Source organism: Mitsuaria sp. BK041, from assembly GCF_014193085.1.
GTDB lineage: Bacteria > Pseudomonadota > Gammaproteobacteria > Burkholderiales > Burkholderiaceae_C > Roseateles.
In genome coordinates, this window is record NZ_JACHYT010000001.1 from 1,976,743 (window position 1) to 1,997,442 (window position 20,700).

Below are 20,700 nucleotides of genomic sequence, written 5' to 3' on the forward strand. Positions count from 1 at the left end.
TCAGCGGAAGGCGTAGCCGAGGGTGATGCCGACGGTGCGCGGGTCGCCGACGTAACCGATCACCGTGCTGCCGCCATTGAGACGGGTGTAGTACAGCTTGTTGAAGGCGTTCGTGATCCAGAGTGCCGCGTCCCAGTCGCCGCCGGCGCCGGGGCGCTTCACGCCGAGCGTGAAGGCCGCCAGGCCGTAGCCCGGCACGCGCGCGGACGCGGCGTTGTCGACCGAGCCGTAGGTCCAGCCGCGGTAGGTGTAGCGCGCGGAGGCGTAGGGCTTGAAGTCGCCCTGCGACCAGTTGTAGCGGGCCGACAGCGCGAGCACCTGCTTGGGCGCGTTGAACACGCGCTGGCCGGTGAGGTCGCAGAAGGTGGCGGTGATCTCGGGCGGGCACAGCGCGCGGCGGTAATCCGTGTAGCGTGCATCGTTGACGATGCCGCTCAGCACCACGTCCAGCCGCTCCAGCGGCTGCGCCCGCAGCGCCACTTCCACGCCCTGGCTGCGGTAGTCGCCCGCGTTCATCAGGTAGCTGGTGGCGTTGGCATCGTCGTAGGCCTGCGTCTGGAAGTCGCTCACCTGCGTGCGGAACACGTCGGCCTGCAGCGTCAGCCGGTCCGGCACCAGCGCGCCGATCACGCCGATCTCCACGTTGCGCGTGGTCTCGGGCTTGAGCAGCAGCGTGTCGAGGCCGGCCTTCTTGGCGGCGCCCGCGGACACATTGATCCCGCCGGCCTTGCGGCCGTAGCCGTAGGACAGGTAGCTGCTCCAGTCGTCGTCGATCTGGAATTTCAGGCTGGCCGACGCGGACGGCAGCACCTTGTGCACGCGCAGGTCGCCGGAATCGAAGGCGGCGCGGTTGAGCCGGACGAAGCTCGCGTCGCGATCGTTGTAGGTGGCGCGCGCGCCGAGCTGCAGGTCCAGCCGATCGCTCAGGTGGAAGGTGCCGCGGCCGTAGGCCGAGCTCATCTCGTCTTCCAGGTGCCCGTTGCGGACGATGTCCAGGCCCTTGAAGCCGTTGCCCGCGTAGGTGTTGACGATGTCCGTGCTGGCGTAGCGGGTGTGGGCCTCGGTGTCCTGGTTGTCGCGGAAGTAGCTCAGGCCCACGACGTAGTCGAAGAACTCGCCGCGCGGCGACTCCAGGCGCAGGTCCTGGGTGAAGGTCGAGTCGTCCACCGCCGTGCCGCTGTTGGCGTAGATGCGCACGCTGAGCTCGTCGGCGAACTGCGGGACATAGCGGTAATGGCGCCAGGCCGTGACCGAGCGGAACTTGTAGCCGCCGTCCAGCTTCCAGTTGGCCTCGGCGGACACGCCGCCCTGCTCGGCGGCGGTGGTGGTGACGTCGTCGACGATGGTCTCGCGGCCGCCGGCCACGTAGCTCGCGCCGATCTTGCGCGCCGTGGCCGGGAAGCTGTCCGCCACCGACTTGTAGACGCGGGCTGGCGTGGCCGATTCGGCGCCGTAGTCCGCGGTCAGCTTCAGCTCGAAGCTGGCGCTGGGCCGCAGCAGCACCTGCGCGCGCAGGCCCTTGCGCTCGTAGCCGTTGAGGTGGCCGCCGTCGGCGAGGTTCTTCACCGCGCCGTCGCTGTGCGCGTACAGCGCCGTGACGCGGTAGGCGGCGCTGTCGCTGAGCGGTCCCGACAGGGCCGCCGTCAGCTTGGACGTGTTGCGCTCCGCGTACGAGACGCTGACCGCGCCTTCGCGCTGGAAGGCGGGGCCCTTGGTGTGGATGTCGATCGCGCCGCCGGTCGCGTTCTGGCCGAACACGGTGCCGCTCGGGCCCTTGAACACGTCGACGTAATCGATGTCGGTCAGCGAGCGGATGATGCCCGGCCGCGGGAAGTAGACGTTGTCGACATAGGTGGCGACGCTGCTGGGCATGCCGATGTTCTGGTCGCCGCTGGTCTGCCCGCCGCCGTCGCCCACGCCGCGGATGGTGAGCTGCGTGTCGTTCGAGTCCGTGCTCTGGATGTAGAGGCCCGGCACCACGTACTGCAGGTCCTGGATGTCCTCGACATGCAGCTCGGCCAGTGATTCGCCGCGCACGCGCGAGACGGCCGAGGCCGGGCGCTGCGGATGCTGCTCCTTCTTCGCGCGGCCGGTGACCTGCACCGCGTCGAGCTCGGTGACGTTGGACGTGGCTCTGGCGGTGTTGCTGTCGTTGACGGTGGTGTTCAGCTTGGCGCTGGCATTCGCACCGGCAGTGGCGTTGGCGTTGGCGTTGGTGTTGACGTTGTCGCTGGACGCGGCGGCCTGTGCCGCATGGGCGCCCAGCAGGAGGCCGGCGGCGCACAGGGCCGCGACGAGCGGAGGACGCGAAAGGGACGGGACGGGAATCGACATGAGGGACCTGGGTTCTTGTTGTGGAAAGAGACGAAAGAGATGAATGAGACGAGGGGCGACAACGTTGTCACGACGGCGCGAAGGATTCGTGGAAGCGGCGTCGCGACGGCGCGGGCGGGAGGACTGTTCAGAGCCGCAGGACGCGGAAGTCCTTGATCCGCAGATGGCTGGCCGTCGTGCGCAGCGCGAGCCAGCCGTGGCGGTACGGCGCGGGATCCGTCCACGCGAACACCAGTTGCTCATCGGCGAGAACACGGAGCTCGGCCGCCTGGCCCGGCGACGCGCGCGACTGGATGCGCAGGCGCACCGCTTCGCCGTCCTTCAAGCGCGCGAACGCGGGCGGCGCGCCGAGGCGGTCGTCGGCGGTGGCCAGCGACGGGTCGGCATAGCCGGCGACCTGCGGCCTGGCGGCGGTGCCGTCATAGCGGCGCAGGCGGGTGCTGCGGTTGCCGTTGGCGCCGAAGCCGAGGTAATAGAGGCGCAGCGCGTCGTAGCTGGCGAGCGCGCCATCGGCCTGCCGCGCGCCGGGATCGCCGCCCTCGGCGGTGGTGGCGTTCCAGAACAGGTTGAGGTCGGACACCCGGTCCGGCAGGCCCGGGAACGACGCCTTGAGCGGCGTCGCGGTGAGCTGGATCTCGTAATCGCCGCTGAAGGGCTGGCGATACCAGAGCGTCAGTCCCGCGCTCGCCTGCAGATCCAGCACGCCGTCCTCGGCGCGCACGAGGCTGTCGGGCGCCTGCCGCTCGATGCGCCAGGCGCTGGTGCCGTGGCGGAAGTCGTCCGACGCCAGCACCGTGCCGGGCGCTTCCTGGGCGTGGGCGGCCAGGCTCGCGAGTCCCAGCAGCCATGCGACGGCGCGGGACGGGCGGTGGATCTCTTCCTGGTGCGGCGCATGCGCAGGGGCCGGGCCGCGGCCCTTCGCGCTCAACGGGTGCATCGGTGATTCAAGGCGTGGTGACAGGACAGGGCGCGACTATGTTGGCCGGCCTCCCGCCCCGGCAAATGCGAAATCCCGCCAGCCACATGCCGATTTCGTGCTTGCCCATCGATGGGCGTGACGCTCGCGCCCGACGACACGCGCCCATGCACCGCGGCCTGCGCCTGCTCGCGCCACCCGATATCGATATGCGGGAATCTTGCTTCGCGCCACCGGTCCGCCTGCCTACGCTTCGCGCCAACTCGTCATGACAGGTTGAACCTGGATGAAACCGAACACGGCCGAACTCATCGCGCTGCCCAGCGCGCCCCTGCATGCGCAGGTCAAGAACACCCTGCGCGCCCGGATCCTGGACGGCACCTACGCGCCGCTGTCCCAGCTGCCGTCCGAGAGCGAACTCGGCGCCGCCTTCGGCGTCAGCCGCATCACGCTGCGCCAGGCGCTGGGCGCGCTGCAGCGCGAAGGGCTGATCTACACGCTGCAGGGCAAGGGCAGCTTCGTCTCCCGGCCCAAGGCCTTCCAGAACGTCAGCAGCCTGATGGGCTTCGCCGAGTCCATGTCGGCCCAGGGCCACGAGGTGCTCAACCAGCTGCGCGGGCTGCGCTTCATCGCGGCCGAGCGCGAGGTCGCCCGGCGCCTCGGCCTGGAGGACGGCGCGCCGGTGGCCGAGATCCGGCGCGTGCGGCTGCTCGACCGTGCGCCGGTGTCGCTGGAGCTCACCTACGTGCCGGCCGCGATCGGTCGCAAGCTTGCCCAGGCCGACCTGGTCACCCGCGACATCTTCCTGATCCTCGAGAACGAATGCGGGCTGCCGCTGGGCCACGCCGACATGAAGATCGACGCGACGCTCGCCGACGCCGAGCTGGCCGAGGCGCTCGGCATGAGCGAAGGCGCGCCGGTGCTGCGCATCGAGCGGCTCACCCACGACGCGCAGGGGCGCCCGATCGACTTCGAATACCTCCACTTCCGGGCCGACGCCTTCCAGTACCGGCTGCGCGTCGACCGTCACCGCCAGGAGCGCTGAATGCAGACCTTCGAACATGAATGCGACGTGGTCGTCGTCGGCGGCGGCACCGCCGGACCGATGGCGGCCGTCAAGGCCAAGCAGGCGAATCCGGCGCTGCGCGTGCTGCTGCTGGAGAAGGCCAACGTCAAGCGCAGCGGCGCGATCTCCATGGGCATGGACGGCCTCAACAACGCCGTCATTCCCGGCCACGCCACGCCGGAGCAGTACGTGCGCGAGATCACCATCGCCAACGACGGCATCGTCAACCAGAAGACGGTGATGGCCTACGCGCAGGGCAGCTTCGCGATGATCGAGGAGCTGGACCGCTGGGGCGTGCGTTTCGAGAAGGACGAGACCGGCGACTACGCCGTCAGGAAGGTGCACCACATGGGCAGCTACGTGCTGCCGATGCCGGAAGGGCACGACATCAAGAAGGTGCTGTACCGGCAGCTCAAGCGCGCCCGCGTGGAGATCACCAACCGCGTCGTGGCGACGCGGCTGCTCACCGCCGAGGACGGCCGCATCGCCGGCGTGATGGGCTTCGATTGCCGCACCGCCGATTTCCACGTGATCCGCGCCAGGTCCGTCGTGCTGAGCTGCGGCGCGGCGGGACGGCTGGGGCTGCCGGCGTCGGGGTATCTCTTCGGCACCTACGAGAACCCGACCAACGCGGGCGACGGCTACGCGATGGCGTACCACGCGGGCGCGGAGCTGTCGGGCCTGGAGTGCTTCCAGATCAATCCGCTCATCAAGGACTACAACGGCCCGGCCTGCGCCTACGTCACCGGTCCCTTCGGCGGCTACACCACCAACGCCGAGGGCCAGCGCTTCATCGAATGCGATTACTGGAGCGGCCAGATGATGTGGGAGTTCCACCGCGAGCTGCAGGGCGGCAAGGGCCCGGTGTTCCTGAAGCTGGACCACCTGGCCGAGGAGACCATCTCCGCCATCGAGACCATCCTGCACACCAACGAGCGGCCCAGCCGCGGCCGCTTCCACGCCGGCCGCGGCACCGACTACCGCGAGCGCATGGTCGAGATGCACATCTCCGAGATCGGCCTGTGCAGCGGTCATTCGGCCTCCGGCGTCTGGGTGGACGAGCACGCGCGCACTACCGTGCCCGGCCTGCACGCCGCCGGCGACATGGCCTGCGTGCCGCACAACTACATGCTGGGCGCCTTCGTCTACGGGAAGCTGGCGGGCGAGAGCAGCGCCCGCTTCAGCGCGGAGCACGGCCTGGCCGCGGTCGACGCGGGCCAGGTCGAGGACGAGCGCCGCCGCGTCTGGGCGCCGCTGCTGCGCGAGGACGGCCTGCCGCCCAACCAGGTCGAATACAAGCTGCGCCGTATGGTCAACGACTACCTGCAGCCGCCCAAGGTGACCCGCAAGATGGAGATCGGCCTGGAGCGCTTCGAGGCCATCCGCGAGGACCTGGACCGGCTCAAGGCGCGCGAGCCCCACGAGCTGATGCGGGCGCTGGAGGTGCATGCCATCCGCGACTGCGCCGAGATGGCCGCCCGCGCCTCGCTCTACCGCACCGAGAGCCGCTGGGGCCTGTACCACGCGCGCGTCGACTTCCCCGATCGCGACGACGCGCAGTGGTTCTGCCACGCCCAGCTGATGAAGGACGGGCAGGGCCGGATGGTCAGCTTCAAGCGCGCCATCGAGCCCTACCTCGTCCCCATCGCCGACGCCGACCGCAATGCCTACCGGCAGTTGCGCATCGCCACGCCCACCGAGGCTCCCACCGAGGCCCTTCCCGCATGACCACCATCGCCCCGCTTGCCTTCCATCCCAGCGCCGTCCCGGTGACCGTCGACGCCGACAAGTGCATCGCCGACAAGGGCTGCACCGTCTGCGTGGACGTGTGTCCGCTCGACGTCCTGGCCATCGACCTGGTCAAGGGCTCGGCCTACATGAAGTTCGACGAGTGCTGGTACTGCATGCCCTGCGAGAAGGACTGCCCGACCGGCGCGGTGCGCGTCGACATCCCCTACCTGCTGCGTTGACACCGGAGAACCCGAGATGCCTTTCAAGCCCTTGAGCGTCCTGCCGACCGCAGCGCTGACGGTCGCGCTGACCACCGCGTTGACCGTCGCACTGGCCGGCGCGCCCGCCAGCGCCCGCGCCGAGACCATCCGCGTGGCCATCGGCACGCAGGACACCACGATCAACTGCGCCACCGGCGGCCTGCTGATCCGCGAGCTGAAACTGCTGGAGAAGTACCTGCCGCGCGACGGCCGCTACAAGGAGGTCCGCTACGACATCCAGTGGAAGAACTTCACCTCCGGCGCGCCGCTCACCAGCGAGATGGTCGCCGACAAGCTGGACATCGGCTCCATGGCCGACTTCCCGGGCTCCAACAACGGCGCGGCCTTCCTCAAGGCCGGCAAGCGCAGCGTGTTCATCACGGTGCTGTCGGGCAGCACGCTGGGCAGCGGCAACGGCATCGTGGTGCCGCGCGACTCCAAGGTCACGCTGCTGTCGGAGCTCAAGGGCCACACCATCTCGGTGCCGTTCGCCTCCACCGCCCACGGCATGCTGCTGCGCGCGGTGGCCGCGCAGGGCTGGGACCCGCAGAAGGACGTGACCATCATCACCCAGGCCCCCGAGGTCGCCGGCCCCGCGTTGCAGGCCGGCAGGATCGAGGCGCATGCGGACTTCGTGCCCTTCGTCGAGCTGTTCGAGCACCGCGGCGTCGCCCGCAAGATCTATGACGGCGCGCAGGCCAACGCGCCCACGTACCACGGCTCGCTGGTCAGCGCGGACTATGCGGCCAGGTATCCGGAGGTGGTCGTCGCCTTCCTGCGCGCGGCCCTCGAGGCGGACCGCCTGATCGCCGCCGAGCCGGAGAAGTACAGCCTGCTGATCGAGCAGGTGACCGGCATCGACGCGGCGGTGAACTACCTCTACCACGGGCCGCTGGGCCTGCAGACGCGCGACCTCACCTGGAAGCCGGAGTACCGGCAGGCGCTGAGGACCTCGATCGAGACGCTCAAGCTGATGGGGCGCGACTCGCCGCTGAACGCGGACAGCTTCATCGACGACCGCTACATCCGCGCCGCGTTCAAGCAGTCCGGCCTGGACTACGAGCAGCGGCTCGCCAACCGGGACAAGCTGCCGCTGAAGGCCGTCGATGCGACGACCGGCCGGCCGATCACCGACGTGCAGCGCGCCGCCGGCATCTGGGTCCAGGGCGAGCCCAAGGTGCGCCACTACGCGAGCATCGAGAACGCGCTCGCCGACCTGCGCCGGATCGAGGCGGCCGGCGGCAAGGCGCGCGCCGTCTACGTCCACGACCTGATCCACCGGATCAAGCTGCTGGCACCGACCAGTTGGTACGCGATCGATGCCAAGGGGCAGCTCAGCGCCTTCCTGCAGAAGGACGCCGCCGCGGCCTACGCGGCGGCCAACCGCGGCCGCGTGCTCGACTTCGCCGGCGCGAAGGCGGCCGGGCCGACGGCGCTGTGACGACATGAGCGCCGTTCCTTCCCTGGCCCCGGCGGCCTCGACGGTGACACCGCCGGCGACATCCTCGGCCAACGCGACCGCCGGTGTCCGGTCCGCGCGGTGGCGGCGCGGCGGGCTGCCGATCGCGTCGCTGCTGCTGTGCCTGGCGCTGTGGCACCTGGCGGCGACGACACGCGTGAACCTCGGCCTGATCACCTTCGCCAACGTGCCGGCGCCGGCCGAGGTGCTGAGCGCTGCTTGGGCGCTGCTGCGCTCGCCCAAGCTCGGCGCGCACCTGGGAAGCAGCCTGCTGCGCATCGGGCTGGGCTTCGGTGCGGCGGTGCTGGCCGGCGTCGGCCTGGGCCTGCTGATCGGGCGCCTGCGCCTGGCGCGCGAGCTGCTCCTGCCGCCGCTGGAGGTGCTGCGGCCCATTCCGGCGGTGGCCTGGATCCCACTGGCCATCCTGATGTTCCCGTCCTCGGAAGGCAGCATGGTGTTCATCACCTTCACCGGCGCCGTGTTCCCCATCCTGCTCAACACGGTCCATGGCGTGGAGGCGGTCGACCCGCGGCTGGTGGCCTCGGCGCGCAGCCTGGGCACGCGCCGCTGGCGGCTCTTCGCCGAGGTGATCGCGCCGGCGGCCGCACCCAGCATCGTCACCGGGCTGTCCATCGGCATGGGCACCTGCTGGTTCTGCCTCGTGACCGCGGAAATGATCGCCGGCCAGTACGGCATCGGCTACTTCACCTGGGAGTCCTACACCGTGCAGAACTATCCCAACATCGTGGTCGGCATGCTGCTGATCGGCGCCCTGGGCATGGGCAGCAGCGCGCTGATCCAGTGGACCGGGCGGCGACTGATGCCGTGGTATCGCCCGCAGCGGGAGGCGCAATGACAGCGTCCGTGCAATCAGTGCAGACGGTGCAATCGGTGCCGCCCGTGCAAGCCGTGCAGCCCGCGCCGCCGCGTGGCGGCCGGCTCCTGATCGAGCAGGTGAGCATCGAGGTCGGCCAGGGGGATGCGCGTGTCGAGGTCCTGCGCGAGGTGACGATCGACGCCGCGCCCGGCGAGTTCATCTGCCTGCTGGGCCCCTCGGGCTGCGGCAAGTCGACGTTGCTGGGCGCGCTGGCCGGGCATTTGCGGCCCGCGCGCGGTGAGCTGCGGCTCGACGGCGCGCTCATCGGGGGTCCGGACCCGGAGCGCGGCCTGGTGTTCCAGCAGCACACGCTGTTTCCCTGGAAGACGGTGCTCGACAACGTCGCCTACGGGCTGAAGATGAAAGGCGTGGACCGCGCCACGCGCGAACGCGAGGCCCGGCAGCTGATCGGGATGGTCGGCCTGGCGGGCTTCGAGCATCGTTATCCGCGCGAACTGTCCGGCGGCATGCAGCAGCGGGTGGAGATCGCGCGCGTGCTGATCAACCATCCGCGCGTGCTGCTGATGGACGAGCCCTTCGGCGCGCTGGACGCGCTGACCCGCGCGCGCATGCAGGAACTGCTGCTGGACCTGTGGGCGCGGCTCTCGCCGACCGTCGTCTTCGTCACCCACGACATCGACGAGGCCCTGTTCCTGGCCGACCGGGTGCTGGTGCTCAGCGCGCGTCCGGGCCGCATCGTCGAGGCGCTGGACGTTCCCTTCGAGCGCCCGCGCCGCGCCACGCATCTCACCGATCCCGCCTTCGTCGCGCTCAAGCGCCGGTGCCTCGCGCTGCTGAGGCACGACGCGCGTGCGCCCGCGCTCGAGCGGCTCACGCCGCTGGGGTCGCCCTCCCTGCCGCCGCAATGGCGCTTCGCCACCTGATGACCATGAGCCTTGTTTCCCCTGACATCGATCCCCGTTCCGCCGATCTGCGGCAACGCCTGACCAGCCCCGACGCGGGCGTGCGGCGCGTCGCGCTGCTCGATTTCGCCGACGTCGAGGACGAGGCGCTGCTGCCGGCCCTCGTCACGGTGTTGCGCGGCGATCCCGACCCGGCACTGCGCGCCGAGGCGGCGCGCGCGCTCGCCGGCTGGGGCGATGGCGAGGTGGTGGAGGCGTTGGCCGATGCGCTCGCGGACGAGGCGGAAGTGCGCGAGGCCGCGGCGCAGTCGCTGGCCGAGCTCAAGGACGCCGAGGCGGGGGCGCGGCTCGTTCCCCGGGTGGGCCATGCGGACGGCTTCGTGAGCGCCGCGGCCCTGCGCGCGCTGAAGGAGCTGCGCGTGCCGGCGGCCGCGGTGCCGGCGACGGCCGCGCTGGCTCATGTCGATCCGGCGGTGCGCCGCGAGGCCGTGGGGGTGCTGGGCTGGTTGAAGCATGCGGCGGCGCTGCCGGCGCTCGCGCGCCTGGCGATCGGCGACGAGGACGCCGAGGTGCGCCGCGCGGCGGCGGGAGCGCTGGGCCTCGCGGCGGCCGGCGACGCGCCGTCGGTGCTGCCGGCCCTGTGCGCGGCGCTGCGCGATCCGGCCTGGCAGGTCCGCGAGGAGGCGGCGACGACGTTGGGCAAGCTGGGGCAGATCGCGATCGGCCACGGCAGCGGTGCAGACGCCATCAACGCCGTCAATGCAGCCAGTGCCGTCAACGCAGGCGGCGCGGCGAACGCGCCCGGCGCCGTCAACGAGGTCAACGACGTCAACGGCGCCATCGACGCCGGTGAAGCCAGCTGGGGCAACGAGGGCAGCAGGGCCACCGAACCCACGGTGGCCTTGCGGCAGGCGATGACGGACGCGTACTGGCAGGTGCGCCTGCGCGCCGCGCGCTCGCTGGGCCGTTTGCGCGACGTGGCGGCGCTGCCGGTGCTCATCGAGGCGCTGGCCCATCGCGCTGGCAACCTGCGCAAGGAGGCGGCGATCGCCCTGGGTGAGATCGGCGACCCGCGCGCGCTGCCGGCGCTGGAGGCGGCCGACGCCGACCCCGATCCGGAAGTGCGCAAGGCTGCGAGGCTGGCGCGCCAGCGCCTGTCATGAGCGGCGGCGCGCCCCAGGCGGTCGAGCTCCACGCCGGCCATCTGCTCTTGCGTTGGCCGGATGGCGAGCTCGTGCTGGCGGCTTCGACCCTGCGTGCGGCCTGCCGCTGCGCGCATTGCAGGGCAGCGGCGCTGAAGGGCGCGGTCTCATCGGCCGGGGACCCCGAGGTCGCGCTGAGTCAGGCGGAACTGGTAGGGCACTACGCGCTGCGGCTGAGCTTCAGCGACGGACACGACCGGGGCATCTATCCGTGGTCGCTGCTGCGCGAGATGGGCGCCTCGGAGGCGGGCGACAGCCGGTGAAGCGCGGATCTACCCGAAGGCCTGCTCGATCTCGGGCGGGAACTCGGGCCGGCCCTTGGCGTTCAACGCGGTGCCGGTGACCACCGCCTTGAGCATGAGGCGGTCGTCCGCGCGCCGATGGATGGTCTGGTCGAACAGGAAGCGGATCCGTCCCTGGCGCCGCAGCGTGGTGCGCACGACGAAGGTGTCGCCGCTGACCAGCGAGCCCTTGTAGTCGATCTCGACGCGGGTGACGACCAGGCTGATGCCGCGCCGGGACAGCTCGCCGAACTTCAGCCCGCGGGTTTCGAGCAGCTCGTGCCGGGCGTGTTCCAGGTAGTTGAGGTAGACCGCGTTGTTGACGACATGGTCCATGTCGCATTCGTAGTCCCGCACCTTCAACTCCAGCTCGAAGATCGGGGACTGGGCGGGCGTCGTCGAGGCGTCGGGCGTGGCGTTCATGCGGCGCGGGCCTTCAGCTGATCGAGGCGGACGCGGATGCGGGCCAGCGCCTCGCGCAGGTCGTCCATGCTGGAGGCGAAGGACAGCCGCAGGAAGCGCTCGCCGAAAGCTGGGCCGAAGTCGCGGCCGGGCGTGAGCGCGACCTGCGCATGCGTCATCAGGTCCATGCACAGGTCCCAGCTGCCCAGGCCCGTGCCGGAGGCGTCGGCCCAGGCGTAGAAGGCGCCGTCGGGCGGCACCGGCACCGGCAGGCCCATGGCCTCGAGCGCGGGCACGACCAGGTCGCGGCGACGACGCAGTTCCTCGCGACGACGCTCGTATTCGGCGATGGACTCGGGCTCGAAGCAGGCGAGGGCCGCCTGCTGCGCGATCGTGGACGGGCAGATGTAGAGGTTCTGCGCGAGCTTCTCGACGGCGCCCACCATCGCCTCGGGCAGCACCAGCCAGCCCAGGCGCCAGCCGGTCATGCCGAAGTATTTCGAGAAGCTGTTGATCGACACCACGTCGTCGCCCAGCGCCAGCGCGCTGCGCGCGTAGCGGCTGTCGAAGCTCAGCGGCTGGTAGATCTCGTCGACGATCGTGACGCCGCCGCGCTCGCGCACGAAGGCGTGGATGCGGGCGAGTTCCTCCGGCGCGATCGAGGTGCCGGTCGGGTTGCTCGGCGAGGCCAGCAGCACGCCGCGGCTGCGTTCCGTCCAGTGCGGCCGCAGGCGGTCCAGGCTGAGCTGGAAGCGCTCGGCGGCGGTGGAGGGAATGAGCACCGGCGTCGCATCGACCGCGGCGACGAAGTGCCGGTTGCAGGGATAGCTGGGGTCGGGCATCAGCACCTCGTCGCCGGCCTGGAACAGCGCCAGGCAGGCGAGCTGCAGCGCGGCCGAGGCGCCGGCGGTGATGACGATGCGGTCCGGATCGATCGCGAGTCGCTGCGTCTGCCGGTACCAGTCGGCGACGCGCTCGCGTAGCGTGCGCAGGCCGTTGGCATGGGTGTAGGGGATGCGGCCGGCGGCGGTGAAGCGCGCGGCGGCCTCGCGGACGGCGGGGCTGGCGCCGAAGTCGGGCTCGCCGATGTTCAGGTAGATCATGGGCCGGCCGCCCTGCGCCGGATCGCAGACCGCCGAGCGGGCAATCGCGTCGGCGCGCTTGGCGCATTCCATGACGTAGAAGGGATCGATGGCCTGGACGCGATCGGAGAGTCTCATCGCTGGGTGCAAGTGCTGTGCGGCCGCCATTCTAGTTTTGGCGCGCGCACCGCCGCCGGCTCGCCCTGGGTCACCCCGCCGGCATCAGCCGGGCCGGCGAGGCGTGTGGGATCGGGCCACGCGAGGACCGATCCCCGCCATCGCGGCCAGGCCCGCCAGCACCAGCGCCAGGCTCGCCGGCTCCGGCACGGCCGAGGCGGTCGTCACATCGAAGCTCAGCGTGCCGCCCAGCCAGCGGCCATCGGCCACGCCGGGCGCGAAGTCCTTGAAGGCCTCGCTGAACTCCAGGCGCAGCAGGCCGTCCGCGCCGGCGCTCACACCCAGGCCGCGCAGGTCGAGCATCCCCGTGTAGCGGCCCGTGCCGCTGAGGAGGTCGCCGTCGCCCGGCGCGAAGGTGATCTGCTCCAGCCCGCTGGATGCACCGAAGCTCAGCTGCATTTCCGACAGCACGCTCGGCGAGAACGCCTCCAGCGTGACCGACCAGCTCAGCGCGTTCAGCGCCGCGTGGGCGCCGACGTCGACGAACCACACCGTGTTGCCGGCATCGCCCGGCAAGTCCATGCTCTGCGCGCCGCTGACGTCGATGGCGACCGGCGTTGCCTGCGCGCCGGCGGCGCCGAGCGCCATCACCGCGGCCAGCGACCAGGCGGCCAGGGCCGCTGCGGAAGGGGAGCTTGTCATGGGGAGGACTTTCATCGGCGGATGGAATCAGGGGGGGATTCAGCACGTGGATTCAACGGGTGGATTCAGCGCGTGGGTTCAGCGTGTTGAGGCGGCGGGAACGACGAACACGACGGCCGTGCGCGCCGGCAGCTCGAAGCGACCGGTCGCGCGGTCGAAGCGGGCCTGGCGCGCGCGGGCGTCCGCGCCGGTCGCGTGGACCGGATGCGGCACCAGCGCATGGCCCGCCAGCGCGGGCAGTGTCAGCGCATGCGCCGTCTTGTCGACGTTGATCAGGTAGACCAGCTCGTCGAAGTTGGCCCCCGGATAACCGACGCCGTTCAGCCGCCCGACCAGCACCGTCGCCTCCTGCGCCGACCCGGTGTTCAGGAAGCTGAGCCGCGCCTGGATGTCCGCCGCGGTGCGCAGGCGCAGCAGCGTCGAGCTCTTGCGGATGCGCAGCAGGTCGCGGAACGCGTCGCGCGTCCAGGCGATGTCGGCGGCGCCCGGCTTGATCGCCGCGTCGGCCAGCAGCGGTCGCGCCAGGGACCAGTTGTCGGCGTTGTCCCGCGCGGGCGGCAGGCCCACGCCGAAGTGGTTGTCGGCATAGGTCCAGTCCAGCCGGTTGAACCAGTCGCCGCTGTCGTAGCTGTTGCGGTCCAGCGATTTGCTGCGCAGCGTGTCGCCGCCCGCATGGAAGTACGCCACGCCCTGGCTGAACGCGTTGATCGCGCTGGCCAGGATCTGCACGCGGGCGCGGTCCTCGCGGCTGGTGCCGGCCGGCAGGCGGAACACGTTGTTGTCGAACAGGGTGAGGTTGTCGTGGTTCTCGACGTAGTTGACGACCTCGCCCGGCTCCAGCACCCAGCCGGCGGGAATGCCGCCGACGTCGATCTGCTCGAGCCGCAGGGTCTCGTCCCAGCTCGTCTGCATCTGGAAGCCGCGGATCGAGCCCGCCATCGACGCGCGGATCCGGTCCGCCTGCCACATCAGCTCGCCGCGCGTCTGGCCGGCGTTCCAGCCGTTGCTGTCATAGAAGAAGCCGTTCACGTAGCCCTGGTTGGCCCGCAGCGCCGCGCCCGAATCGCAGCAACCGCCGCCGCGCACCGCGTCGCGGATCAGCGGATTGAAGCTGCCGATGCCCGAGCCGTTCAGCGACAGCATCTCCGCCTGCACGAAGCGCGCGCCGTTGGCGACCTCGCCGAAGTTCCAGCCCTCGCCGACGATCTGCACCTCGCGCCCGGCGGCCTGCGCCATGCGGGCCTTGAGCGTCTCCATGACCGCGCGCGGATGGTGGCCCATGATGTCGAAGCGCAGCGAGCTGATGCGGTAGTCGCGCGCCCAGATCACCGCCGAGTCGATCATGAGCTTGCCCATCATGAGGTTCTCGGACGCGGTGTTCTCGCAGCAGGTCGAGCGCTCGATGCCGCCGCTGGCGTTGTAGCGGAAGTAGTAGTTCGGCACGACCTTGTCGAGCACCGAGGTGGCGCTCTGGCCCGACGAGGTCGTGTGGTTGTAGACCAGGTCCATGCCCACCCGCAGGCCCGCCGCGTTGAGCGCCTGCACCATGCGGCGGAACTCGACCACCCGCGCCACCGGATCGCTCGCGTTGCTCGAGTAGCTGCCCTCGGGCGTCGAGAAATGCTGCGGGTCGTAGCCCCAGTTGAAGCAGTCGGCGGCGGCCGTGGCGGCCACGGCGGCCTGCTGGGTCTCGCCGTCCGGCGCGCCGGTGGGCGAGGGCGTCACGCAGCCTTTCTCGTTGACGGTGGCGAAGTCGAATGCCGGCAGCAGGTGCACGTCGGTCAGCCCCGCCGCGGCCAGCGCCGCCAGATGCCGCATGCCGTTGGAGCCGCTCTCGGCGAAGGCCAGGTACTTGCCGCGCCGCGCCGCGGGCACGGTCGCGTCGTTGATGGAGAAGTCGCGCACGTGCAGCTCGTAGATGCTCAGGTCCGACGGCGCGTTCACCGTCGCCGGCGGCGCGCCGGCGTCCCAGCCGGGCGGCTTGGTGGCGCCGGCGTCGAGGTCCATCACCACGCTCTGCTGCCCGCCCAGCGTCACGCCCCGCGAGTAGGGATCGGCCACCAGCTGGCGCACCAGTCCCACGCCCTTGACGAACACCTGCACTTGGTAGCGATAGGTCGCCCCGTGCAGGCTGCCGGGCTTGCTCAGGTGCCAGACGCCGGTCGCGGCATCGCGGGTCATGGACTCCGTCGTCGTGCGGGTCAGCGAGGAGGCGCCGATCGGTGTGGTCAGCACCAGCTGGACGTTCTGCGCGGTCGGGGCCCAGACCTTGAAGCTGGTGCTGCCCCTGGCCACGACGGCGCCCAGGTCCGGCACCTCGTCCGCGGCCGCATAGAGGTCGTCGAGCGCGCCGGCGATCTGGGCGGTCGTCGCGTTCAGCACCCGGCCGTCGGCGTCGACCTGCGCCAGCACCAGTTGCTGCTGATGCAGGGCGGGCAGGCGCGCGATGTCGTCCGGGCGCACCGCGAAGATCCCGCCGCTGGCCACGTACTTGAAGCGCCGGGCCGCGGCCTCCGGCACGGTGCCGGTGAAGGCGTCCAGCGTGATGAAGCCGTCGGCGCCCGTCACCGCCGCGCCGGCGGCCACGGCGATCTGGCCGGTGGCCGAGTGGTACAGCCGCACGCCGCCGCTGGCGCTGATGCGGGGCCACTTGACCAGCGTCTTGTTGAGCCACACCGCGCGCGCATCGGTGCTGGACACCTGGCGCAGGTCCGGCGGTGCGGTGTGGACGGTGGCGTCGCCCTCGACCAGCCAGATCTGACCGACGCGGTTCTGCACCGTCAGCGCGCCGAACTCGACGCGCAGGTTGTTGTCGCGGCCGTCCTTGTCGTTCTCGTTGGGCGGCATGCCGTGGATGATGAATTCCAGCCCCTTGCGGCTGGCGTCGTCCCGCGGATTGAGCACCGGCAGGTCGAAGACCACCTCGTCGCTGCCCACCGCATGCCCCGGCATGGCGCTGAACGGCACCGGCTGGTTCCAGCGGTCGATGGTGACGCCGGCGGGCAGGGCGGCCGTGTCCAGGCCGCTGCCATGCCACAGGTGCAGGCCCCAGGCCGCGTAGTGGGCATCGAAGCGCTTGTAATGGACGCGCACCGTCGTGAGGTCCGGTGCCGGCTGGCCCAGCGGATTGCTGGTGTAGGTCGTGCCGTCGCCCTGCAGGCGCCAGACTTCGTTGGCCCCGGCTTGCAGGACCAGGGACTGGTCGGCGCCGCCGTTGTCCTTCTCGTCGCCCTTGTGGAAGAGGAAGCCGACGGTGCCGCTGCCGGCCGCGAGCGGCACGTCGTAGTACACGCCGAAGTCGTCGCTCCCGCTGGCGTTCCAGCCTTCGTTCCAGTTGGGACTGCGCGCCGCGTTCCAGGTGTGGATCTGCCAGCCGGCGGCGTTGCCATCGGCGCGGCGGTAGTGGACGCGCAGCGAGGTGGCCGGCGCGTCCGGCGAGGCGACCGCGGCGGCGCGTGCGCGGCTGGCGCCGCCGCCGGCGGCGGGATCGGGAACGGCGGCGAGCACGGTGACGCCGAGCTCGCTCGCAGCCGAAGCGGCTGCGCCCGCTGACTGGGCGCGGGGAGTGTCGGCCTCGCCGCTGCCGCCACCACACGCGCTGAGCAGCCCGCTCAGGGCGACCACCCAGGTGCCCAGCACCGCTCGCCAACCCGCCCCAGTTCCGATGCGCATCGCCTTGCCCCTTCAAAAGGTCGGCGGATGCTATTGAAGTAAAACTACGTCATTGAGTAGTGAAACCCCGAAGTTCCGCTACATGTCCTGGCTGAATGGGACAGCGCAAGGGACAGGATCGGCCGCGCCAAGTCCAAGTGCCGCGTGGCGGTCGTAGTTTTATTTCACCGCCGCGTATGGGCCAGGCGTGCCGTTGTCGGCCGCCCACGCTGGCGCAGCGAGTTCAACACGAGCTCGCAGCCGGGCGCCCCGGGCCCTTGTTGAGCCGCGTCAAGGCGCATCGGCGCTCGAGCCGCCACCATCCGGGCTTTCGTTTTTTCCGGAACCCCGACCATGACCATGGCTTCGCTCCTCGACCGCATCCGCGCCGCCGGATTGCGCCCCTTGCGCCTCGCCGGCCGCGACCTGCTGCCCATCGTTCAAGGAGGCATGGGGGTGGGCATCTCGGCGCACCGGCTGGCCGGCAGCGTCGCGGGGCAGGGCGCCTGGGGCACGATCGCGTCGGTGGACCTGCGCCGGCATCACCCCGACCTCATGGCGCGCAGCGAGTCGATGCGCGACGGCGACGAGAAGAAGGCTGTGATCGAACAGGCCAACCAGGAGGCGCTGGCGCGTGAGATCGGGGCGGCTCGCCGGCTCTGCGAAGGGCGCGGCCTGCTGGCGGTCAATGTGATGCGCGCGGTGAGCGACTACGCGTCCTCGGTGCGGACGGCGCTCGAATCCGGCATCGACGCGCTGGTGGTGGGCGCGGGGCTGCCGCTGGATCTGCCCGAGCTCGCGCAGGACCATCCGCGCACCGCCCTGGTCCCCATCCTGTCCGAGGCCCGCGGCGTGACGCTGCTGTGGAAGAAATGGGAGCGCCGGCAGCGGCTGCCGGCAGCCGTGGTCATCGAGCATCCCGGCCATGCGGGCGGGCACCTCGGCGCGGCGCGGGTCGCGGATGTCGGCGACGGCCGTTTCGATTTCGAGACCGTGCTGCCCGAGGTCCGGCGCTTCCTGCGCGATGCGGGCGCCGAGGGCCAGGTGCCGCTGATCGCCGCCGGCGGCGTGCGGCGCTGCGAGGACATCCAGCGGCTGCAATCGCTGGGCGCCGACGCGGTGCAACTCGGCACGCCCTTCGCCGCGACGCTGGAGTGCGATGCGCATCCGTCATTCAAGCGGGTGCTGGCCCAGGCGCGCGACGAGGACCTCGTCGAGTTCTGCAGCGTCGCGGGCCTGCCGGCGCGGGCGGTGATGACGCCATGGCTGAAGAAGTACCTGGGCGCGGAGGCGCGCCTGCAGTCCGTCGCGCAGCTCAAGAAGCGCTGCACCCTGGCCTTCGACTGCCTGAGCCAGTGCGGCCTGCGCGATGGCTTGAAGGACTGGGGTCAGTTCTGCATCGACCAGCGGCTGGCCTCGGCGCTGCGCGGCGAGACCGCGAGAGGGCTGTTCTTCCGCGGCCGCGGCGCACTGCCGTTCGGCGACCAGATCGCCAGCGTGCGGCAGCTGCTGGAACGTCTGCTGACGCCCGGCGTTCCCCTCGGCACGCCAGCGGCCTGAGGCGCCCGGCAATGACAAAGGGCCCGCGGACGGATCGTCCCGGGCCCTGGCAGTTTCTGGCGCCTGAGGCGCCGCGCGCTCAACCGCGGGCGGCCTTCACCTCGACCGGCCGCAGGTCGATCGCGGCGCGGTCCAGCACGCCGTTGACGTACTTGTGGCCGTCGGTGCCGCCGAAGGACTTTGCCAATTCGACCGCCTCGTTGATCGCCACCTTGTAGGGAATGTCGATGCAGTTCTTCAGCTCGTAGGCGCCGATCATCAGGATCGCGTGCTCGATGGGCGAGAGCTCGGTCGTCTTGCGGTCGGCGTGGCGGGCGAGCACGGCGTCCAGGTCGGCCGCTTCCTCGATCGCGCCGTGGAAGACCTTGTCGTAATGACCGCGGTCGGCCTTGTCGAAGCCGTCCTGCTCACGCGTGTGCGCGTCGATCACGCCGAGGTCTTCGCCGGTGACCAGCCACTGGTAGATGCCTTGCAGCGCATGCTCGCGCGAGCGGCGGCGGGCCGACTTGGCCGGCGCCTTCCTGGCGGCCGGCTTGCCGCCGTTCTTGGCCGCGGGCTTGCCGGCGGGGGAGGAGGTGTCCTTGGTGTTCACTTGAGTTCTTTCAGCAGCTGCGCCATCTCGACGGCGACGGTTCCGGCATCGCGGCCCTTTTCCTCGGCACGGGCCCAGGCCTGTTCCTCGTTCTCCACCGTCAGGATCGCGTTGGCGATCGGCAGGCGGTGGTCGAGCGTCAGGCGCGTCACGCCGGCACCGCTCTCGTTGGCGACCAGTTCGAAGTGGTAGGTCTCGCCGCGGATGATGCAGCCCAGCGCCACCAGCGCGTCGAAGCGGCCGCTGACGGCCATGGCCTGCAGGGCCACCGGCACCTCGAGCGCGCCGGGCACGGTGACGTGGCGGATGTCGGCGTCCTGGACGCCGAGCCGGTTCAGCTCGGCCCGGCAGGCCTGGGCCAGCGCGGTCGTCAGTTCGTCGTTGAAGCGCGCCTGGACGATGCCCACGCGCAGGCCGCGTCCGTCGAGTCGGGTCGACTGACCCTTGTCAGATCCTTGCATGCGGTCCTCGGATTCAGCAGTCGTTGGGGGTGGGCTGGGCGGCCTGGAAACCGGTCACTTCCAGCCCGTAGCCGGTCATGCTGGGCATGCGGCGCGGGCTGCCGAGCAGCTTCATCCGATGCACGCCGAGCTCGCGCAGGATCTGCGCGCCGACGCCGTAGGTGCGCAGGTCCATGGTCTGGCGCGGTTCCTCGCCGGTCGCCGGCTGCAGCCGCGCGAGCAGCGCGTCGGCGTCCTCGCCGCAGTTCAGCAGCACCGCCACGCCTGAGCCTTCGCGCTGGATGGCCGCCAGCGCCTGCGGCAGCGGCCAGCTGTGGCCGCAGCGGCCGGCGTCCAGCAGGTCCATCGCGGAGAAGGGCTCGTGCACCCGCACCAGCACCTCCTGGTCCTTCTGCCATTGACCCAGCGCCAGCGCCATGTGGACGTTGTTGGAGCGATCGCGGAAGACGTGGCATTCGAACCGGCCCTCGCGCGTCTCCAGCGGACGCTGGGCGATGCGCTGCACGATCGATTCGTTGCGGCTGCGGTATTCGATCAGGTCGGCGATGGTGCCGATCTTCAGGCCGTGCTCCTGGGCGAAGACCTCCAGATCCGGCAGACGGGCCATGGTGCCGTCGTCGTTCATGATCTCGCAGATGACGCCGGCGGGCGTCAGGCCGGCCATGCGCGACAGGTCGCAGCCCGCCTCGGTATGGCCGGCGCGCATCAGCACGCCGCCGTCCTGGGCCTGCAGCGGGAAGATGTGGCCGGGCTGCACCAGGTCGGACGCCACGGCGCCCTTGGCGACCGCGGCCTGCACGGTCCGCGCGCGATCCGCGGCGGAGATGCCGGTCGTGACGCCGGTGGCGGCCTCGATCGACACGGTGAAGGCGGTGCCGTGCTTGGTGCCGTTGCGGGTGGCCATCGGCGGGAGCTGCAGCTGCTCGCAGCGCTCGCGGGTCAGCGTCAGGCAGATCAGCCCGCGGCCGTGCTTGGCCATGAAGTTGATCGCTTCCGGCGTGACGTGGTCGGCGGCGAGGACGAGGTCCCCCTCGTTCTCACGGTCTTCCTCGTCGACAAGGATGACCATGCGGCCGGCCGCCAGTTCGGCGACCAGCTCGGGAATCGGTGAAATAGGCATGGGCGCGATTGTAGGCGGGGCGGG

Annotated in this window: 18 protein-coding genes; 9 read left to right on the forward strand and 9 right to left on the reverse strand. The window is 70.9% G+C overall.

The window, feature by feature from the left end:
• Both FHT38_RS08685 and FHT38_RS08690 read right to left on the reverse strand, forming a co-directional pair.
• A complete protein-coding gene (locus FHT38_RS08685; RefSeq protein WP_183491286.1) occupies positions 1–2,334 on the reverse strand; it encodes a TonB-dependent receptor in 2,334 nt (777 codons plus the stop codon).
• Between the two features lie 127 nt (positions 2,335–2,461).
• On the reverse strand, positions 2,462–3,271 hold the full coding sequence (locus tag FHT38_RS08690; RefSeq protein ID WP_141225263.1) for a DUF6250 domain-containing protein: 810 nt from the start codon (positions 3,269–3,271) through the stop codon (positions 2,462–2,464).
• A gap of 265 nt (positions 3,272–3,536) precedes the next feature.
• Here FHT38_RS08690 and FHT38_RS08695 point away from each other — a divergent pair, with 265 nt between their 5' ends.
• Genes FHT38_RS08695 through FHT38_RS08730 form a run of 8 tightly spaced genes read left to right on the forward strand, consistent with a single transcriptional unit; the run spans position 3,537 to position 10,971 of the window.
• Positions 3,537–4,295: a GntR family transcriptional regulator gene (locus tag FHT38_RS08695; RefSeq protein WP_147242119.1), complete on the forward strand. Its 759-nt coding sequence runs from the start codon at positions 3,537–3,539 to the stop codon at positions 4,293–4,295.
• The gene (locus FHT38_RS08700) at positions 4,296–6,044 is read left to right on the forward strand and encodes a fumarate reductase/succinate dehydrogenase flavoprotein subunit (RefSeq protein WP_183491288.1); all 1,749 of its coding nucleotides are present in this window, start codon (positions 4,296–4,298) and stop codon (positions 6,042–6,044) included.
• Positions 6,041–6,286, forward strand: a complete 246-nt coding sequence (locus FHT38_RS08705; protein WP_091724367.1) for a ferredoxin family protein — start codon at positions 6,041–6,043, stop codon at positions 6,284–6,286. Before FHT38_RS08700 ends, FHT38_RS08705 begins: the two co-directional genes overlap by 4 nt.
• 16 nt (positions 6,287–6,302) lie before the next feature.
• Positions 6,303–7,748 (forward strand): ABC transporter substrate-binding protein, encoded by a 1,446-nt coding sequence (locus tag FHT38_RS08710; protein WP_183479188.1) that lies wholly within the window; start codon positions 6,303–6,305, stop codon positions 7,746–7,748.
• Between the two features lie 4 nt (positions 7,749–7,752).
• The gene (locus tag FHT38_RS08715; protein ID WP_183491290.1) at positions 7,753–8,622 is read left to right on the forward strand and encodes an ABC transporter permease; all 870 of its coding nucleotides are present in this window, start codon (positions 7,753–7,755) and stop codon (positions 8,620–8,622) included.
• 17 nt (positions 8,623–8,639) lie between these two features.
• Positions 8,640–9,527: an ABC transporter ATP-binding protein gene (locus FHT38_RS08720; RefSeq protein WP_310737394.1), complete on the forward strand. Its 888-nt coding sequence runs from the start codon at positions 8,640–8,642 to the stop codon at positions 9,525–9,527.
• A 5-nt stretch (positions 9,528–9,532) separates the two neighbouring features.
• Positions 9,533–10,669: a HEAT repeat domain-containing protein gene (locus FHT38_RS08725; RefSeq protein ID WP_183491294.1), complete on the forward strand. Its 1,137-nt coding sequence runs from the start codon at positions 9,533–9,535 to the stop codon at positions 10,667–10,669.
• Entirely contained in the window at positions 10,666–10,971 is a 306-nt protein-coding gene (locus tag FHT38_RS08730) for a DUF971 domain-containing protein (protein WP_147242451.1), read from the forward strand. Before FHT38_RS08725 ends, FHT38_RS08730 begins: the two co-directional genes overlap by 4 nt.
• Before the next feature lie 9 nt (positions 10,972–10,980).
• Here FHT38_RS08730 and FHT38_RS08735 read toward each other — a convergent pair whose 3' ends face one another.
• The 4 genes from FHT38_RS08735 to FHT38_RS08750 all read right to left on the reverse strand — a co-directional run bounded on the left by FHT38_RS08735 (position 10,981) and on the right by FHT38_RS08750 (position 16,964).
• The gene (locus FHT38_RS08735) at positions 10,981–11,412 is read right to left on the reverse strand and encodes a thioesterase family protein (RefSeq protein ID WP_183479198.1); all 432 of its coding nucleotides are present in this window, start codon (positions 11,410–11,412) and stop codon (positions 10,981–10,983) included.
• Positions 11,409–12,611: a pyridoxal phosphate-dependent aminotransferase gene (locus tag FHT38_RS08740; RefSeq protein WP_183491296.1), complete on the reverse strand. Its 1,203-nt coding sequence runs from the start codon at positions 12,609–12,611 to the stop codon at positions 11,409–11,411. The genes FHT38_RS08735 and FHT38_RS08740 overlap by 4 nt, the downstream gene beginning before the upstream one ends.
• Positions 12,612–12,695: 84 nt before the next feature.
• Positions 12,696–13,292, reverse strand: a complete 597-nt coding sequence (locus FHT38_RS08745) for a PEP-CTERM sorting domain-containing protein (protein WP_183491298.1) — start codon at positions 13,290–13,292, stop codon at positions 12,696–12,698.
• Between the two features lie 78 nt (positions 13,293–13,370).
• Positions 13,371–16,964, reverse strand: coding sequence for an alpha-1,6-glucosidase domain-containing protein (locus FHT38_RS08750; RefSeq protein WP_183491300.1), 3,594 nt, complete (start codon positions 16,962–16,964; stop codon positions 13,371–13,373).
• A gap of 339 nt (positions 16,965–17,303) precedes the next feature.
• Between FHT38_RS08750 and FHT38_RS08755 the strand changes: the two genes are divergently transcribed.
• On the forward strand, positions 17,304–18,503 hold the full coding sequence (locus FHT38_RS08755; protein ID WP_183491303.1) for a nitronate monooxygenase family protein: 1,200 nt from the start codon (positions 17,304–17,306) through the stop codon (positions 18,501–18,503).
• 79 nt (positions 18,504–18,582) lie between these two features.
• On the opposite strand, the gene nusB is transcribed toward FHT38_RS08755, so the two are convergent.
• The 3 genes from nusB to ribBA are packed head-to-tail and all read right to left on the reverse strand — an operon-like array spanning position 18,583 to position 20,676.
• The gene (gene nusB / locus FHT38_RS08760) at positions 18,583–19,095 is read right to left on the reverse strand and encodes a transcription antitermination factor NusB (RefSeq protein ID WP_091724376.1); all 513 of its coding nucleotides are present in this window, start codon (positions 19,093–19,095) and stop codon (positions 18,583–18,585) included.
• Positions 19,092–19,556, reverse strand: a complete 465-nt coding sequence (ribH, locus tag FHT38_RS08765) for a 6,7-dimethyl-8-ribityllumazine synthase (protein WP_091724377.1) — start codon at positions 19,554–19,556, stop codon at positions 19,092–19,094. The genes nusB and ribH overlap by 4 nt, the downstream gene beginning before the upstream one ends.
• Positions 19,557–19,569: 13 nt before the next feature.
• Entirely contained in the window at positions 19,570–20,676 is a 1,107-nt protein-coding gene (ribBA, locus tag FHT38_RS08770; protein WP_183491305.1) for a bifunctional 3,4-dihydroxy-2-butanone-4-phosphate synthase/GTP cyclohydrolase II, read from the reverse strand.
• Between the last annotated feature and the right edge of the window lie 24 nt (positions 20,677–20,700).